Origin of the sequence: Brucella cytisi, assembly GCF_038433355.1 — a bacterium.
Classification (GTDB): domain Bacteria; phylum Pseudomonadota; class Alphaproteobacteria; order Rhizobiales; family Rhizobiaceae; genus Brucella; species Brucella cytisi.
Genome location: NZ_JBCAUP010000001.1, coordinates 96,084 through 112,189 on the forward strand (window position 1 = coordinate 96,084; position 16,106 = coordinate 112,189).

A 16,106-nucleotide genomic window follows, 5' to 3' on the forward strand; every position below is an offset into this window, starting at 1 on the left:
AGTTACATGAAAAGAGACAGCAAATTATCGGGCGTTCTGCACGTCCTTCTCCACATGGCGGAACATAAAGGGCCGGTCACATCGGAGGTTCTCGCCAAGGCCATGACCACCAATCCAGTCGTCGTGAGACGTGTCATGGGCGGCCTGCGTGAGCAGGGCTATGTTCGCTCGGAAAAGGGACATGGCGGCGGGTGGGAGATCGCCTGCGACCTCAATAAGGTTACCTTGCGCGATATTTACGAGGCCATCGGGGAACCAGCGCTTCTGGCCATGGGAAACCGCACCGAAATGCCAGGCTGTCTGGTGGAGCAGGCAGTCAATGCCTCGCTCAGCAAGGCATTCACAGACGCCGAAAACCTTCTTCTGGAGCGTTTTGGCGAGGTCACGCTGGCCATGCTGAGCGCGGATTTTCATCAGCGCGCGCTGGAGCGCGGCGTAACATTCGATCTGGAGAGCAGTCATGCATCATGATGCAATCATTATCGGCGGCAGCTTCGCTGGCTTGTCTGCCGCAACCTATCTGGCGCGCGGCAGACGATCTGTCCGCGTGATCGACGCTGGAAAGCCGCGCAACCGTTTCGCCGAACATTCGCATGGTTTCTTTGCGCAGGACGGCAGCAACCCGCTGTCCATGCTGGAAACAGCAAAAGCGCAGGTCGAAGCCTATCCGACTGTCACGTTCACACAAGGGAAGGCTGTTTCCGGTAATGGCGAAATCGACAACTTCGCGATCAAACTTGATAGCGGCGAAATCATTGAAGGGCGCAGACTGATCCTTGCTTTCGGCATATCGGATGAACTGCCGGATATTCCCGGCCTCACGGAGCGATGGGGCAATTCCGTCATTCATTGTCCTTATTGCCACGGCTATGAATTCAGCGACCATCAGCTTGGCGTTCTCAATATGTCGCCGATGTCGGTGCATCAGGCTATGCTGATCTCCGAATGGGGATCGACAACCTTCTTCATTGACAAGGGACTGGAGCCGGATGCGGAGGCATTCGCAGAACTGGAACGGCGCGGCGTGAAGATAGAACACAGCCCGGTCCGCGCGTTGCACGGCGAGGGGATCGACATTTCAGAGATCGAGCTTGAAGATGGGCGACTGGTCCCACTCAATGCGCTTTACATCGGGCCACGCAATTGGCTGAACAGCCAGATTGCCGACACGTTCGGCTGCGCAATGGATGAACTGCCACTCGGCAGAACGATACAGACAGACGGGTTGAAGACGACAACGGTTCCCGGAATTTTTGCGGCGGGCGATATTACCCGTGGCGCGCACAGCGTCGCCTGGTCGGTCGCTGATGGCGTGACGGCAGGAACTGCGGCGCATCGATCTCTGGTGTTTTAGCCTCCCAATTTGTTGCAATCTAGCTACATTGGCACACCTGTCTGCGGCCGTCATATATCAGCCCCTTGCTTACACGCTCCAGTCCTGCAAATTCAGCGTTCGTGGCCCTTTCCGCAGTAGGGATTCTAGGGCCGGATCGAGGAATCCATGGTCACCGGGTCAGTTAACTCAAGACCGCTCGCAGGCATCGCGCTTGCTTGCGGCGGTTACGCCTGTTTCGCCCTTCAGGACGCGATGGTAAAATGGCTCGTCGCGACCTATCAGGTGCCGCAGATATTGTTCATGCGCAGTTTGGTGATCGTAGTCATTACCGGCGTACTGATACGCTATCGCCGCCATCCGTCCATTTTCCGAAGCCCATATCGCAACACCATCGTCCTTCGTGCCGCACTTATGCTTGGCGCGTGGCTGCTGTTCTACAATGCGGCCCGCCATCTCGAGCTGGCAGAACTGACCACGCTTTATTTCTCCGCACCGATCATGGTCATGTTCCTGTCGATCCTCGTGCTCAAGGAGAAAATCGGACCGGGGAGGTGGATCGCCTGCGCCGTCGGTTTTGTCGGTGTAACGGTTGCTGCTAATCCCACCCATTCGCCCAATCTCATTCCCGCCGCCATGTGCATCATGGCAGGTTTCTGCTGGGCGTGCAGCACGATCCTTGTCCGGCTCGTCAGCCGCAGCGAAACCACGATGACGCAGATGTATGCCACCGGCCTGCTTTTCGGTCTGGCCTGCGCGCTGTCCTTTCCGTGGACATGGCAGGACCCCGATCTCTCCGGCTGGCTTCTGATGATCTGTCTGGGACTTGTATCGACGCTGGGCCAGTTCCTTCTCTATGAAGGATTTCGCCATGCACCCGCCTCGGCGCTGGCGCCAGTGGAATATAGCGGGCTCATCTGGGCCTTTATCTACGGTTATCTCATCTGGGCGGAAGTTCCGGCAGCAAATGTGTTTGCCGGTGCATTCCTCATCGTGCTGGCAAGCCTGCTGCTCATCGCCTGGGAGCAACGGCAGGCAAACCTGCGCAAGCGCCGCGCCCCCTGTTGAGAGTGCGCTCCAAAACTCGCCCTGTGTGGCTGCAAATGGCAATTTGTCTCCGTTCCGGTGCTCATGTACCCAAAAGTACATTGTGCTCCGGTACTCTAAAATCACCATTTTCGCACACATATGCCGCTTTTGGATTCAGCCTCTAAGGCGCGGCCGCGCCACTCTTGAAGCGATGTCAAACCGCTTCTGCGGTCTGCCCGAGCGGTAGCGGGAACAGTCTGTCATATGCAATGTTGAACACAAACGCATAGACCAGATAGAAAACGACAATCGCTATATCCATCACAAGGGCGGCAATCAGCGAAATTCCCAGATACCAGGCGATGAACGGGATCAGCAGCACGATCAATCCGGCTTCAAAAAGGATTGCGTGAAGAACACGGACAGCCATGCTCTTGTTGACGCTACCCGTGAAACGCAGCATCGCCTTGTCAAAGCCCAGATTGAACAGAAAATTCCACACGGTTGCGGTGGTTGCCGAAACAACCCCGATCACGCCCATCTCTGCTGCAGGCTTGTCCAGAATGAAGGCGGAACCGGGTATGAAGATCGCCAGACCGATGATTTCGAACATCGTTGCGTGGCGGACACGGTCCATAAAACTGCGCATTTCCTTTAATCCCTGTTGTTAATGCGCGTGCTTCTATCTTATTCTGGCGATAAGAAAAGTTAGATACTATCTGGATTTGCGATAAATGAGTATCGAACTCGAACAGCTAGAGGCCTTTGTGGTCTCAGCGGATCACGGCTCGTTCTCCGCTGCTGCGCGATATTTGCGTAAGGCGCAGTCCGCCGTCAGTGTGCTGGTTTCCTCGCTGGAAGACGATCTTGACGTCAAGCTGTTCAGCCGTGCATCCCGCAATCCGGTGCTGACAGATGCCGGTGCGAGGCTGTTGCCGGAAGCGCGGTTGCTGCTTGCCCGGCGTGAACATCTGATTTCCGTCGCCAGAAATTTCGGCGATCATGTTGAAAGCCGTCTCGTGGTTGCAATCGACGAGCTTTATCCCGAACCGGCTATCGCGACGCTGTTTGCAGCCTTCGCGCAGGAATACCCGCATGTCGAACTGGAGCTTACTTTTCCGCCGTCAACGGCAATAAGCGGGCTTGTGCTGGAAGGAAAGGCGGACCTCGGCGTGATGTGGCGCGCCGAGCAGATGCCGGATGAACTTGGCTTCCACACCATCGGATGGGTGCCTCTGGTTCTCGTCTGCGGGCGAGAGCATCAACTGGCTCATACGGCGGTCAGCTGGGAAGATTTGAGATCGTTTCGCCAGATCATGGCCCGAAAGCACAGTGATACGGCTGAAAGCCGTCGTCTGCGAGTGGGTGCCGAGGTCTGGTGGGTGGAGAGCCACTGGGTTATCCTGCAGATCCTCACGCGGGGGATCGGCTGGGCATTCATTCCCGAACATATTTTGCAGGATTCACCGCTGGCACCGGAACTCGTCATTCCGAAACTGCAGTTCGACGAAGGTGCGCATCCGGTCGCGCTTGAGCTTATCTGGAACAAGCGGCGACGGCAGGGGCCAGCCGCGCAATGGCTGCAGGAGCGCTTTGCCAAGAGCCGCTTTTGAATTTCCGTCGACGAAGGTGCAAAGGGCAGGGAATACCCCTGCCCAACGCGGATTATGCCTTTGCGGCTTCCACGAAACGTGGATCGAAAGTTTGCGCAAATGAGATATCCGCACTTGCCAGTTCCGGATCGAGCGCCTTGAGCATTTCGAACAGGCTCTTGAAGCCGTCTTCCGCAATCAGGCCCTTCTCGGAGTACATGGCGCGGGACTTCTCGAAGCCGGTTTTGTAAAGCTCGCGGTCGCCCAGCAGATACTCTTCCGGCACAGCATCAGCCACGTCATCGGCAGAAGCCTTGTGAATCCAGTTCAGCGACTTGACGAAAGCGTTGACGACCCGCTGCGTCGTTACCGGATTTGCATCGATGAAGCTCTGCTGCACATAAACGGTCGCGGCCGGATTGGTGCCACCGAAAAGCTGGCGCGTGCCTTCTACGGTGCGCGTATCCAGAAGCAAGGTGATGTCGCCATCCACTTCCAGTCGCGTGATGACCGGGTCAAGATGGACGAGGGCTGCAATTTCGCCCTTCTTGACGGCTGCGACCGCGCTTGCGCCACCGCCGACACCGATGATCGAAGCGGCATCTGCTGCCAGACCGTTCTTGATGAGCGCATACTGCAGCAAAAGCGAGGTCGAAGAGCCCGGCGCCGTGACGCCGACATTCTGGCCCTTGAGATCGGCAATCGTCTTGATCTCGCCGGCGAGATCCTTGCGCACGCCGATGCAGATGCCCGGAAAGCGGCCAAGCTCGCAGACGGCCTTGATGTCCTGTCCCTTGTTCTGCATGCGAATGGTGTGTTCGTATGCGCCCGTCACCACATCGACCGAACCGCCGATCAGCGCCTGCAGGGACTTTGCGCCGCCACCAAAATCATTGATGGTCGCCTTGATGCCTTCTTCCTCAAAGAAACCCTTGCGCTCGGCAATGGTGAGGGGAAGGTAATAGAAGAGCGGCTTGCCACCAACACCGAACATTAGCTCCGGCTTTTCCGGCGTCGCCGATGCATTCTGCGCATAGGCAGGCAAGCGCGAGGCAATACCCGCAAGCCCGAAAGCGGCGGCGCCCAGCAATATATCTCTACGTGTTGTCCTCATGGTTTCCTCCTTGAATCCTCTTAACCATTGTGTCCGGCAGCTTTCGGGCGCCAGACAAGCAGGCGCTCCTCGACGATGGACACGACCCAATCGATGAGCAGTACGAATGCTGTCAGCACCAGCATTCCGGCAAAGACACCGGTGACGTCGAACACGCCTTCCGCCTGATGGATCAGATAGCCGAGACCTGCCGACGAGCCGAGATATTCGCCGACAACCGCGCCGACGACGGCAAAGCCGACAGCCGTATGCAGACTTGAAAACATCCAAGACAGCGCCGATGGCAGATAGACATTGCGCAGGAGCTGGCGCTCGTTCATGCCAAGCATACGCGCATTGGCGAGCACTGTCTGGTTCACTTCCTTCACGCCCTGATAGACGTTGAAGAAGACGATGAAAAAGACCAATGAGACGCCGAGCGCCACCTTCGACCAGATGCCGAGGCCGAGCCACAACGCGAAGATCGGCGCCAGCACGACGCGCGGCAACGAATTGGCTGCCTTCACATAGGGGTCGAAGATTGCTGCGAGCAGGGGCTTGCGTGCAAACCAGAACCCGATCAGCACGCCGCCAATTGCGCCAATGGCAAAGGCCAGCATGGCTTCAAGCAATGTGATGCCGAGATGATACCAGATCGTTCCATCGGAGAACCATTTGTAGATGCGCTGCGCCACATCGCCCGGCGTCGCAAAAAAGAACTTCGCTTTGGCCGGATTACCCAGCAGATGGGTGGCGGTGAAGAGGTGCCAGACCAGAATAACGGCGACAGCCACGCTGAGCTGCGCCAGAAACAGCATAGGCTTTTTCATTTCTTTTCCCCACTCGTCTGCTGATAGCCCTTGAGAACCTCTTCCTTGAGCGCGCTCCATATTTCGCGATGAATTTCGTGAAACTTGTCGTCGAGACGAATTTCGGAAATCTCGCGCGGGCGGGCGAGGGGGATTTTATATTCGGCCATGATGCGGGCCCGCGGCCCGGCGGACATGATGACGACGCGATCCGCCAGCGCGATAGCCTCTTCCAGATCGTGGGTCACGAACATGACCGCCTTCTTGTCCTGCGACCACAGGTCCAGCAGAAGGTCGCCCATGATAACCCGCGTCTGTGCGTCGAGGGGACCGAAGGGTTCATCCATCAGCAGATATTTCGGATTGCGGATCAGCACTTGCGCAAGGCCGACGCGCTTGCGCTGTCCTCCCGACAGCATATGCGGATAGCGGTCGCCGAAACTGGCAAGACCGACGCGACCGAGCCACTCACGGGCCTGTTCGCGCGCCTGAGCCTTCGAGGTGCCTGCAATTTCCAGCCCGATGGAGACATTGTCCAAGACAGTCTTCCAGGGCATGAGGGCATCCTGCTGGAAGAGATAACCTGCCTTGCGATTGAGACCCTGCAGCCGCTGGCCGCTGATTTCGACAGTACCGCTGGCCGGTACAAGAAGCCCGGCAACGGCATTGAGCAATGTGGATTTTCCGCAGCCGGTCGGACCGACAATCGCCACGAACTCGTTTTCAGCAACTTCAAGATTGCTTTCGGCGACAGCATCGAAGCGGCCGCCATCGGCCAGCTTGAACGAAATCTGCACATCCTTAAGCGCGATTGCGGTCTTGCGTGTTTCTTCCGGCTGAATACGGCTTGGTTCGGCGCTCATCGCTCGTCACATCCGGTGAACTGACGATGTGCTTTGCCATAACGGCTCATATTTCCGCTCCTTTTCGGGTAGCGCCTCATGAATGGGGAAACAGACAAGACGCGGTGTCTTGCCCATCTAAAATGAGACGCAAAAATTTGCGATAGAGTCCCTTCGTATAACGCCCCGGTAAGAACATGCAACGAAAAGCGAACAACGCATTTCATTCTGTCGACAAAATATGTCTATACGAAATATTATTGCGATCAGCCGCGCCAGGTCAGGAAACGCTTCTCGATCTGCCCGATGATGAAATTGACGATCAGTCCCATCACCGACAGGATTGTGACTCCGGCAAACAGCTTTTCGAGATCGTAGAGTGATCCGGCTTCAAGGATATAGGAACCGACGCCGAACTGGGCGCCGAGCATTTCGGCTGCGACCAGCAGAATGATGGCGATGGAGATCGACACTCGCAGCCCGGACAGGATCGCAGGAAATGCGCCGGGCAGGATGATCTTGCGCACGATCGACCACCATCCGAGACCAAAGCTCTGGCCCATGCGCACAAGCGAACGATCCACATTGTCGACCGCGCCGTAAGTGGCGACGACGGTGGGCGTAAAGGTGCCGAAGGCAATGAGCATATATTTCGACATTTCGTCGATGCCAAACCAGATCACGAAAAGCGGCAGGAGTGCGATCTTCGGGATCGGAAAGAGGGCGGCAACGAGCGGCACCAGACCGGCGCGGACATAGCTGAACAAGCCGATCATTACCCCGAGACTCACACCGACCGCGATGCCAAGACTGGCGCCGACAACAAGCCGCCGCAGCGATGGCAGCAGATGCTGCCACAGAAGGCCGGTCTGCCAGAGCTGGACGAAGGTTTCCAGCACGGCGGATGGGCGCGGCAATGTCAGATTGGATATGAAGCCGCTGCGGGTTCCGATTTCCGCCAGCGCCAGCAGCGCTATAAACAGGATTAGGGCCATGTGGCGCACCGGCTGAGGTGCGAAACCGCCACCTCGGAAAGGAACCGGGCGAACATCCTGGCTGGACTGCTTCATTTCTGCGATCTCAACCATTGATCAACTCCTGATCTGCTGCCTGCGCTTCCGCCCGCATCAGCTCCCAGAGCTGCTTCTGCTTTTCTTCCAGAACAGGGTCGCCAAGATGACGTTCGGAAAGGGGAATATCGATATCGACTATTTCCCTGATCCGTCCCGGCCTTCGCGACAGTACCACCACCCGATGACCGAGCCGCACTGCCTCGTTGAGATTGTGCGTGACATAGACTGAGGTGAATGGCTGGCGCGTCCACAGCGCAATCAGGTCATCCATCAGCAGTTCCCGTGTCTGGCTATCGAGCGCCGACAAGGGCTCATCCATCAGCATTACGGCAGGACGTACCGACAAGGCGCGTGCAATCGCCACGCGCTGGCGCATGCCACCCGAAAGCTGCTTCGGCAATGCCTGTCGGAAATCCGACAGCCGGGTGCGCTTCAGAACATTGGTTACGATCCTGTCCATTTCCGCCCGGCCAAGACCGTGATCCTCCAGCACCAGCTTGATATTTCCTTCCACGCTGCGCCATGGCAGCAGCGCGAAGTGCTGGAAAACATAGGTGAGGGGATTGAGTGAATCCTTCGGCGGCGAACCTATCTGCAGCACTTCGCCCGAAGATGGCCGCTCAAGACCGCCCAGAAAACGCAGGAGTGTGGACTTTCCGCAGCCCGAAGGGCCGATCAGGCAGACGATCTGCCCCTGCGGGATGGTAAGCGATATATCTTTGAGAACTTCGACCGGACCATAGGAATGGCTGATATTCTTCAGTTGCAGATCCATTTCAACTCCAGTCAGAAAGTCCGCCCTTCGACGTCAGAGCGCGTTTCGATATGATTGGATCAAATCCGCGCTCTATCTTTTTGGTTCAACGCGCATCTTTTCCGAAAACCGTTTCACACTTTTCGGGATGCGCTCTAACATCCCGGTTTGGAATGCCTGTCGTCGGACTTTGTGCCCGACAAAACCTGTCGGGCACTGAATGTTCAATTTCAGCCAGCCTTGGTCAGTCTCAAATTGTCTTGACGTAGGATGTGTCGAACAGCTTTTCCTGTGTCACAGCTTCCTTGACCATACCTTCGGAGCGGAACCAGTCGAGCTGCTCCACGCAGCTGTTGAGCGACAGGGCCAGCCCCTTGTTGATGCGCATAGCGCCATCGATCAGGTTTTGTTTTGCCGTCTCGAACGGGCTGTCGCTTTCGACATATTTGTGCACGATCTTTGCAATGTCGTCGCGCGCAGCGTCGTCTGCCGTGTTGTCGACAAAGGCCGCATTATAGTCATCGATAGCCTTGGAATAGGCTTTGACGAAGGCTTCAGTCATGGCGCGCTCGTCGCTCGCATTCTTGGTAGATGTGAATGCTGTCGTGACCTGATAATCCGGCGCATAGTCTGAGACGAGGCCGATCTGCTTTGCAGCGCCCTCACGGATGAGCTTCTTGGCGATATTGGGCTGGATGGCCCAGGAATCAATCTGCCCGGTCGACAGGGCACCCACAACAGCGCCGAGCTTCTGCAATGGCCGCAGCTGGATTTCAGAAAGAGGAATATTGTTGGCCTTGGCAATCTTGTGCGCCATGAAATGGAATGACGATCCTGCCGTGGTGATGCCAAAACTGTGTCCTGCCAGCTTGGACGGGTCCGTCAATCCGCCTTCATAGGCCTTGTTGGAGGCCAGAATGACATTGCCGGTAATGCCTTTTTCTTCTGCAAGCGCACCGCCGATGACCTTGATCGCACCCTTGTCGGCCAAACTGATCAGACCGCCACTCATTGCCGTCACACCAAAATCTGCATCGCCGGATGCGATGGCAACAGCCATGGGCTGGGCGGCTTCAAAGAACTTCAACTCGATATCGAGACCAGCATCTTTGAAATAGCCACGCTCGTGCGCGATATAGCTCGGTGCATGGCTCGCCAGATGGAGAACGGCCAGATTTCGCGTCGCGGCGCGGGCAGGGGAGCCGAAAGCCGTGCTGATGCCCAACGCACCAAGTCCCATCAATGTCTGACGGCGTGTCAGGGTGAAATCCATTCCGGTTCTCCTCCGATGCGGGTGTCAGCCTGGCGCAACAGATTTCCTGCTAGGCCCGGCAAATAAAATTTCATTACGTCTCTGCCACGGAAAAATATGGAAGATTGCTTTCGCATAAAGCCACATAGCGGGATTTTCAATAAGATTAACGGTCACGTACTTGTTCTGCCGCCAATGCACAGGCATCGATTCTCCGCAGGAACGGGTCTAACCGAGTCAGTATTGGACCTGAAGCCATCTCAGGCAGAAGATGCCCGCCAACCAGTCCTTCGCCGTCAACATCGATGGCCCAGTCTGCCCATATATCGAGCGGTTCACGCCCGCCGCCATAGCGTCGGCCTTGTTCCCAGAAAACCAGAACCGGCGCATGAATGCGCCGTCCTGCCGCCCGGTCCGCAAGATCGTCAGCTTCATCCACACCTGCGCCTGCGCGATAATCCTCGCATATCCAGTGCCGGACTTCCGCACTGTCAAAGGCTTCCCGATAATCCGCAAGTGCAAGCGGATGCAGCTTGTTGAGACCATGCGCCATCTTCTGCAAGGACGTATCGATCATGAAACGAGGATTGCCGGAAAGAAGCATTTCAGGCAGCGGTTCGGGCTGTGCCAGCATGAACCAGTGCCACGCCCCCATGCCGAAAGCCTTGCTGGCGCCTTCCCACATTTCCGGAGTCGGTACGACTGTCACGGATACCAGTCCAACCACCTTGTCCGGGTGATCCAGTGCCATGCGATAGGCGACACGCCCACCGCGATCATGCCCGATCACAACAAACCGCTCATGCCCGAGCGCCTGCATCAACGCGACCAGACTAGCGGCCATCCGGCGTTTTGATCCGGATCCAACCGGATTGGACGTGATGCGGCTTCGTCCATAGCCCGGCAGATCAGGCACGACGACTGTGCGGGAGCGGGCGAGTTCAGGGGCAATGCGATGCCATGCAGCCATGGTTTCCGGATAACCGTGCAGCAACAGAACCGGCAGGCCTTTACCACCAGTCATGACCGCGAAACGAACATCATTCGTTTCCACCTCCCGCGTCTCAAAGCCGGGAAAGAGCTGCTCGATTGCTGGATTCATACCCCACCGTTTTGATCTCGTCGGAAACTGATTCAGTTGAAAGTGCTATGCTAGAGCATTTCCTGTTTTGATTGAAACATTGGAATCAGGCCACCGCGCGACCTGTCCGCGCGATGGCCATACAACCAGCCTTTATTTCATTTGCTTTTAAGAGACAGCCAGCGGGTTGCGTGTATGTTCATCAGATTGTCGCTGTAGCCTTCAACCTTGTCTGCCACGAGCGCTTGTGAAGATGGGTAGAGCAGTGGGATGACTGGAACCTCTTTCAGCAGAATACGCTCTGCCTGAGCAAGGGTTTCAGCCCGCGCTCTGGTGTCGTCATCGTTTCCGATCTTATAATCAGCGCGTCATAATCCTTGTTCGACCAATCGGAATTATTGAAATGTGAATTCAGGCTGAAGCGCGACTTTTCGGTATGAGTTTATTCATAGCGATGTCTGTTTGCGACAAGTTTCTGACGGAAGATCTCTGCCGGTGTTTTGTAACCCAGACATTTGCGCGGCGTATTGTTGAGGCGACTGCAAATGAATGTCAGATCCCGGTCAGTTATTGCCAGCGGGTCGATGTCTCTTGGAAGCCAGCGTCTGGTGCGTCTGTTGGTGTTTTCGACAGTGCCTTTTTGCCAGGGTGATTGTGGGTCGCAAAACCATGTTTGCGATCCAGTCCCTGCCTGCAGATAGGCCCATTCTGTGAACTCGGTGCCCCGATCAAAGGTGATCGAGCGACGCGCCATTTGGGGCAGGGGTTGGAGTACCCTAATCACACCGTCCATCACCGGCCTTGATTGACGATCATTGTTGCGCAACAGGACGGTAAAGCGGCTGACCCGTTCGACCAGAGACGTTACATTGGCCTTGCCGAACTTCTTGCGAAACTGGATCAAATCACATTCCCAATGCCCAAACTGTTTGCGTTTGGCCACTACGTCTGGACGGTGCAGGATGCTCAGTTCCGGCGAAAAACGGCGTCCATGACGTCGTCTTGCATGTCGTGGCCGTCGTTTGGTACGGCGCTCGGGCAGATACTTCCAAAGCCCATCTTTCCGACCCTCGGCAGAATAGACAAACTGATAGATCGTTTCATGGCTGACAGAAATGGGGTGACGTTCCAACCGCATTCTGCCGGCAATCTGTTGTGGTGACCACCCATGGCTTATGCGGTCGACAACCGATTGACGCAAATGAGCAAAACGAATGAGCTTGCGTTGCCGCGATCGCCGCTCACGCGCTTTCTGATCCGCAACCGTGCAGTAATAACCGGTCAGATCCTTGATCTCATCATCGTTAAACTGATTGCGCTTGAGCTCACGGAAAATGGTTGAACGGTGACGGCCAAGTTTCTCGGCGATAGTTTCGACAGAAATATTTGCCATACGCCAGCGCGCGATCTTGCGCCGCTCATCCAAGTCAATATGCGCGTAGGTGCGGTCCATGACGGGTTCCTTGCTTGGGATAACTCATTGTTATCGTTCGCAAGTCGCACTTCAAGCTAGAACCCACCCCTGCTATATACGTCGATCACATAACATGTATTATGGAACTAACTCATATCCATCTGTCTTGAAACATGGCGACAACCGCTTGCGGCGCTATCGATGGCTAAGCCCTGAATATTCGCGGCACCAAGCACCAGAGAAATAGCACTGAAAACGAGCATGTAACTTCCAGCGAATCGGACCGTTTTTCCACCTCGTTTCAGCTGACATTCAAACGTCGCAAACGGCGGAAATTACGGCGTTTTTCGGGCGCGCTCAGCGAGCATTTCTACTTTGTAAATCCGGCGAAAACCCATAGTTCCGTACCAGAATGCGAGCACTTAATTCGCTCAAGAAAATGTGAATATGTTAATTAAGTCAAAGTGTTGATAAGTTCTCTTGCAAGTGGCGCGCTTATCCATAAGATGCGGGCCATTCCAAAAATTTCAAAGGAGGGGTTCTCAAATGTATCGTAAATTTCTACTGACAGGTGTGTGTCTTCTGGCGCTGGCTGGCGCAGCTTCGGCTGAAGTCGTTCTCAATCGCGGCAACGACACTGATCCGGCGACACTGGATCATCACCGCACCTCGACGGTGGCTGAAGGCAATGTCATGCGCGACTTGTATGACGGCCTGACTATTCAGAACGCAAACGGCGAAGCAGTTCCGGGCGTTGCCAAATCCTGGGATGTTTCCGAAGACGGTACGGTCTACACCTTCCATCTGCGCGATGACGCAAAATGGTCGAACGGCGATCCGGTCACGGCCGGTGATTTCCAGTTCACCTTCCGCCGCCTGATGGACCCGAAGACAGCCGCCGGGTACGCCAGCATGCTGTTCATCATCAAGAATGCCGAAGATATTGCCGGTGGCAAGAAGCCGACTGACCAGCTCGGCGTTGAAGCCGTCGATGACCATACGCTCAAGGTCACGTTGAACGCCCCTGCTCCGTATTTCCTTGAGCTTCTGACCCACCAGACCGGCTTCCCGATGAACCAGAAAAGCGTCGAGGAAAATGGCGACAAGTTCACCACGCCCGGCAAGATGGTGACGAACGGCGCCTATATGCTGGAAAGCTTCACACCGAACGACAAGATCGTGATGAAGAAGAATCCGTATTACTATGAAGCGGATCAGGTGAAGATCGATACGGTCAACTGGATACCGTTCGAGGATCGCGCAAGCTGCATGCGCCGTTTTGAGGCAAAGGAAGTGCAGATTTGCTCCGACGTTCCGGCCGAGCAGATGGACTATGTGAAGAAGAACCTTTCCAAGGAATTCCGCATGGCGCCTTATCTCGGCGTCTATTATCTGCCGGTAAAGGGCAAGACCGCCGACAGCAAGCTGAAGGATCCACGCGTCCGGCAGGCCATTTCCATGGCTATCGACCGTGATTTCATCGCCGATCAGGTCTGGCAGGGCACCATGCTTCCGGGCTATTCGATGGTTCCTCCGGGCATCGCCAATTATGTGAAGGATGCGCCGAAGCTCGACTATTCCGATGACATGCTGGAACGCGAAGACAAAGCTAAGGAACTGTTGAAGGAAGCTGGCGTCGAACCGAACACGCTTTCAATCGAACTGCTTTATAACACCTCGGAAAACAACAAGAATACCATGGCCGCCATCGCCGATCAGCTCGGCAATATCGGCGTCAAGGCTTCACTGAACGAGACCGAAGGTGCGACCTACTTCAACTTCATGCGCGACGACGGTCCATTTGACATCGCCCGTGCAGGCTGGATCGGTGACTATAACGATCCGCAGAACTTCCTGTTCATCAGCCAGAGCAATGTGAGCTTCAACTATTCCAAGGTGAAGAACGCCGATTACGATGCGCTGATGGCAAAGGCCGAAAAGATTCTCGATCTCAACGAGCGTGCCAAGACGCTGGCGGAAGCCGAAAAGCTGAAGCTCGATGAGATGAGCAATATCCCGATCCTCTATTATTCGTCGCGCGCCCTTGTTTCGGACAAGATCGACGGTTGGAACGACAACCTCATGGACAGCCACAAGACGCGCTGGCTCTCGTTTAAGCAATAAATTTTCAGCTTGGGCTGCGCCTGTTGGCGCGGCCCTTTTCTCTTCCGGCAGTTCCGGAGGGCCCTCTTTTGTCGGGGCTAACATTTTTTAAAAAGCATATGGGAGTTTTTACAATGGTTCGCGGATTCCTGATGACAGGCGTTTGCCTGATGGCGCTAACCGGTGCCGCATCGGCAGAAACAGTGCTCAACCGGGGCAACGATACCGATCCCGCCACGCTGGACCAACACCATACCACCACCGTTTCGGAAAACCGTGTTCTGCGCGACCTTTATGAAGGTTTGTTGGTGCAAAACGAGAAGGGCGAAGCCATTCCCGGAGCGGCTGCATCGTGGGATATTTCCGAGGACGGCCTCACCTACACGTTCCACATGCGCGAAAATGCCAAATGGTCGAATGGTGACCCTGTTACCGCCGGTGATTTCGAGTTTTCCTTTCGCCGCATCATGGACCCGAAGACGGCTGCCGGTTATGCCAGCGTCCTTTACGCCATTAAGAATGCCGAGGAAGTTGCTACCGGCAAGACGCCGGTCGATCAGCTTGGCGTGAAGGCGCTTGACGACAAGACGCTGCAAATCACTCTCAAGAACCCTGCCCCTTATTTCCTCGAACTTCTCACTCATCAGACCGGTTTCCCGGTCAACAAGAAGGCTGTCGAGAAGTTCGGCGACAAGTTCACCCTGCCCGGCAACATGGTGACCAATGGCGCCTATACGCTTGTCAGCTTCACTCCCAATGACAAGATCTCCATGAAGAAGAACCCAAATTACTGGGACGCTTCCAATGTGAAGATCGATGCGGTGAACTGGATACCGTTCGAGGATCGCGCAAGCTGCATGCGCCGCTTCGAGGCGAAGGAAGTCGATATCTGCTCCGATGTCCCTGCCGAACAGATGGACTATGTGAAGAAGAACCTCGGCGGTCAGTTCCGCCTCGCTCCCTATCTCGGTATCTATTATGTCGACATCAAAGGCGAGCCATCGAGCAAGCTGCGCGATCCGCGCGTGCGCAAGGCCATATCGATGGCCGTCGATCGTGAGTTCCTCGCCAATGAAGTCTGGCGCGGCGTGATGCTGCCAGCCAGTTCCATGGTGCCGCCCGGCATTGCGAATTACGTCAAGGACGCGCCGAAGCTGGATTTCGGCGACGAGGATGTGCTGGACCGCGAAGATAAAGCCAAGGAATTGCTGCAGGAAGCCGGTGTCCAACCGGGCAGCCTTTCCGTGACGCTGCGCTACAACACCTCGGAAAACCACAAGAATACCATGGCAGCGCTTGCCAACATGCTGGGCAATATCGGCATCAAGGCAACGCTCAACGAAGTCGAAGGCGCCACCTTCTACAACTACCTTCAGGAAAAGGGGATGTTCGACATCACCCGTGACGGCTGGATCGGCGATTACAACGATCCGAATTCGTTCCTGGAGCTTTATACCACCGGCAATTACTTCAATTATGCCGAATGGTCGAACAAGGATTACGACGCGTTGATGGCAAAATCTGCAACGACGACCGATCTCGCCGAGCGCGCAAAAATCCTGGCTGAAGCAGAGAAGATACTGCTCGGCGACGGCGCTGTCGTGCCGCTGATGTATTATTCGTCCACCGCCCTCGTTGCCGACCGTGTTCAGGGTTACGAAGATAACCTCATGAATTCGCACGGCACGCGCTGGTTATCGACAAAGAACTAAAAACAAAATGAAACAAGCC

The 16,106-nt window shown here is 55.6% G+C and carries 15 protein-coding genes and 1 pseudogene; 7 read left to right on the forward strand and 9 right to left on the reverse strand.

Annotated features, from left to right (window positions below):
• The first annotated feature begins 6 nt into the window (after positions 1–6).
• The 4 genes and pseudogenes from AAE521_RS00420 to AAE521_RS00435 all read left to right on the forward strand — a co-directional run.
• The gene (locus AAE521_RS00420; protein WP_012092979.1) at positions 7–471 is read left to right on the forward strand and encodes an Rrf2 family transcriptional regulator; all 465 of its coding nucleotides are present in this window, start codon (positions 7–9) and stop codon (positions 469–471) included.
• A complete protein-coding gene (locus AAE521_RS00425) occupies positions 461–1,354 on the forward strand; it encodes an NAD(P)/FAD-dependent oxidoreductase (RefSeq protein WP_071633660.1) in 894 nt (297 codons plus the stop codon). The genes AAE521_RS00420 and AAE521_RS00425 overlap by 11 nt, the downstream gene beginning before the upstream one ends.
• A 147-nt stretch (positions 1,355–1,501) precedes the next feature.
• Positions 1,502–2,401 carry a DMT family transporter gene (locus AAE521_RS00430; RefSeq protein WP_071633659.1) on the forward strand — a complete coding sequence of 300 codons (900 nt, stop codon included), beginning with the start codon at positions 1,502–1,504 and terminating at the stop codon, positions 2,399–2,401.
• A 35-nt stretch (positions 2,402–2,436) separates the two neighbouring features.
• Positions 2,437–2,567: pseudogene (locus AAE521_RS00435) on the forward strand (flagellar basal body P-ring protein FlgI); the annotation flags it as partial.
• Between the two features lie 9 nt (positions 2,568–2,576).
• Here the strand turns inward: AAE521_RS00435 and AAE521_RS00440 are convergent.
• Complete coding sequence (locus AAE521_RS00440) at positions 2,577–3,011, reverse strand: PACE efflux transporter (RefSeq protein WP_012092982.1); 435 nt, start codon at positions 3,009–3,011, stop codon at positions 2,577–2,579.
• Between the two features lie 85 nt (positions 3,012–3,096).
• Here AAE521_RS00440 and AAE521_RS00445 point away from each other — a divergent pair, with 85 nt between their 5' ends.
• A complete protein-coding gene (locus tag AAE521_RS00445; RefSeq protein ID WP_342060235.1) occupies positions 3,097–3,975 on the forward strand; it encodes a LysR family transcriptional regulator in 879 nt (292 codons plus the stop codon).
• Between the two features lie 52 nt (positions 3,976–4,027).
• Here the strand turns inward: AAE521_RS00445 and AAE521_RS00450 are convergent, their stop codons facing one another.
• From AAE521_RS00450 to AAE521_RS00485, 8 genes are all read right to left on the reverse strand, one after another.
• Positions 4,028–5,068: an ABC transporter substrate-binding protein gene (locus AAE521_RS00450; protein WP_071633657.1), complete on the reverse strand. Its 1,041-nt coding sequence runs from the start codon at positions 5,066–5,068 to the stop codon at positions 4,028–4,030.
• Positions 5,069–5,088: 20 nt separating this feature from the next.
• The gene (locus tag AAE521_RS00455; protein ID WP_071633656.1) at positions 5,089–5,877 is read right to left on the reverse strand and encodes an ABC transporter permease; all 789 of its coding nucleotides are present in this window, start codon (positions 5,875–5,877) and stop codon (positions 5,089–5,091) included.
• Entirely contained in the window at positions 5,874–6,719 is an 846-nt protein-coding gene (locus AAE521_RS00460) for an ABC transporter ATP-binding protein (RefSeq protein WP_010658789.1), read from the reverse strand. Before AAE521_RS00460 ends, AAE521_RS00455 begins: the two co-directional genes overlap by 4 nt.
• 245 nt (positions 6,720–6,964) lie before the next feature.
• Complete coding sequence (locus AAE521_RS00465; RefSeq protein ID WP_012092987.1) at positions 6,965–7,786, reverse strand: ABC transporter permease; 822 nt, start codon at positions 7,784–7,786, stop codon at positions 6,965–6,967.
• Positions 7,779–8,546, reverse strand: a complete 768-nt coding sequence (locus tag AAE521_RS00470; protein ID WP_342060236.1) for an ABC transporter ATP-binding protein — start codon at positions 8,544–8,546, stop codon at positions 7,779–7,781. The genes AAE521_RS00465 and AAE521_RS00470 overlap by 8 nt, the downstream gene beginning before the upstream one ends.
• 229 nt (positions 8,547–8,775) lie before the next feature.
• Complete coding sequence (locus AAE521_RS00475; RefSeq protein ID WP_342060237.1) at positions 8,776–9,798, reverse strand: ABC transporter substrate-binding protein; 1,023 nt, start codon at positions 9,796–9,798, stop codon at positions 8,776–8,778.
• 145 nt (positions 9,799–9,943) lie between these two features.
• Positions 9,944–10,879 (reverse strand): alpha/beta fold hydrolase, encoded by a 936-nt coding sequence (locus tag AAE521_RS00480; protein WP_071633653.1) that lies wholly within the window; start codon positions 10,877–10,879, stop codon positions 9,944–9,946.
• A 421-nt stretch (positions 10,880–11,300) separates the two neighbouring features.
• Positions 11,301–12,311: an IS30 family transposase gene (locus AAE521_RS00485; protein WP_071633652.1), complete on the reverse strand. Its 1,011-nt coding sequence runs from the start codon at positions 12,309–12,311 to the stop codon at positions 11,301–11,303.
• 507 nt (positions 12,312–12,818) lie between these two features.
• On the opposite strand from AAE521_RS00485, the gene AAE521_RS00490 reads away from it, so the two are divergent.
• Both AAE521_RS00490 and AAE521_RS00495 read left to right on the forward strand, forming a co-directional pair.
• Positions 12,819–14,396, forward strand: a complete 1,578-nt coding sequence (locus tag AAE521_RS00490) for a peptide ABC transporter substrate-binding protein (protein WP_010658796.1) — start codon at positions 12,819–12,821, stop codon at positions 14,394–14,396.
• A 113-nt stretch (positions 14,397–14,509) separates the two neighbouring features.
• Positions 14,510–16,087 carry a peptide ABC transporter substrate-binding protein gene (locus AAE521_RS00495; RefSeq protein WP_342060238.1) on the forward strand — a complete coding sequence of 526 codons (1,578 nt, stop codon included), beginning with the start codon at positions 14,510–14,512 and terminating at the stop codon, positions 16,085–16,087.
• Positions 16,088–16,106 lie beyond the last annotated feature (19 nt).

Coding starts and splice junctions, on each gene's coding strand:
- AAE521_RS00430 (WP_071633659.1), top strand. CDS start 1,502: ATGGTCACCGGGTCAGTTAACTCAAGACCGCTCGCAGGCATCGCGCTT.
- AAE521_RS00490 (WP_010658796.1), top strand. CDS start 12,819: ATGTATCGTAAATTTCTACTGACAGGTGTGTGTCTTCTGGCGCTGGCT.
- AAE521_RS00475 (WP_342060237.1), bottom strand. CDS start 9,798: ATGGATTTCACCCTGACACGCCGTCAGACATTGATGGGACTTGGTGCG.
- AAE521_RS00425 (WP_071633660.1), top strand. CDS start 461: ATGCATCATGATGCAATCATTATCGGCGGCAGCTTCGCTGGCTTGTCT.
- AAE521_RS00455 (WP_071633656.1), bottom strand. CDS start 5,877: ATGAAAAAGCCTATGCTGTTTCTGGCGCAGCTCAGCGTGGCTGTCGCC.
- AAE521_RS00420 (WP_012092979.1), top strand. CDS start 7: ATGAAAAGAGACAGCAAATTATCGGGCGTTCTGCACGTCCTTCTCCAC.
- AAE521_RS00470 (WP_342060236.1), bottom strand. CDS start 8,546: ATGGATCTGCAACTGAAGAATATCAGCCATTCCTATGGTCCGGTCGAA.
- AAE521_RS00440 (WP_012092982.1), bottom strand. CDS start 3,011: ATGCGCAGTTTTATGGACCGTGTCCGCCACGCAACGATGTTCGAAATC.
- AAE521_RS00485 (WP_071633652.1), bottom strand. CDS start 12,311: ATGGACCGCACCTACGCGCATATTGACTTGGATGAGCGGCGCAAGATC.
- AAE521_RS00445 (WP_342060235.1), top strand. CDS start 3,097: ATGAGTATCGAACTCGAACAGCTAGAGGCCTTTGTGGTCTCAGCGGAT.
- AAE521_RS00465 (WP_012092987.1), bottom strand. CDS start 7,786: ATGGTTGAGATCGCAGAAATGAAGCAGTCCAGCCAGGATGTTCGCCCG.
- AAE521_RS00480 (WP_071633653.1), bottom strand. CDS start 10,879: ATGAATCCAGCAATCGAGCAGCTCTTTCCCGGCTTTGAGACGCGGGAG.
- AAE521_RS00495 (WP_342060238.1), top strand. CDS start 14,510: ATGGTTCGCGGATTCCTGATGACAGGCGTTTGCCTGATGGCGCTAACC.
- AAE521_RS00460 (WP_010658789.1), bottom strand. CDS start 6,719: ATGAGCGCCGAACCAAGCCGTATTCAGCCGGAAGAAACACGCAAGACC.
- AAE521_RS00450 (WP_071633657.1), bottom strand. CDS start 5,068: ATGAGGACAACACGTAGAGATATATTGCTGGGCGCCGCCGCTTTCGGG.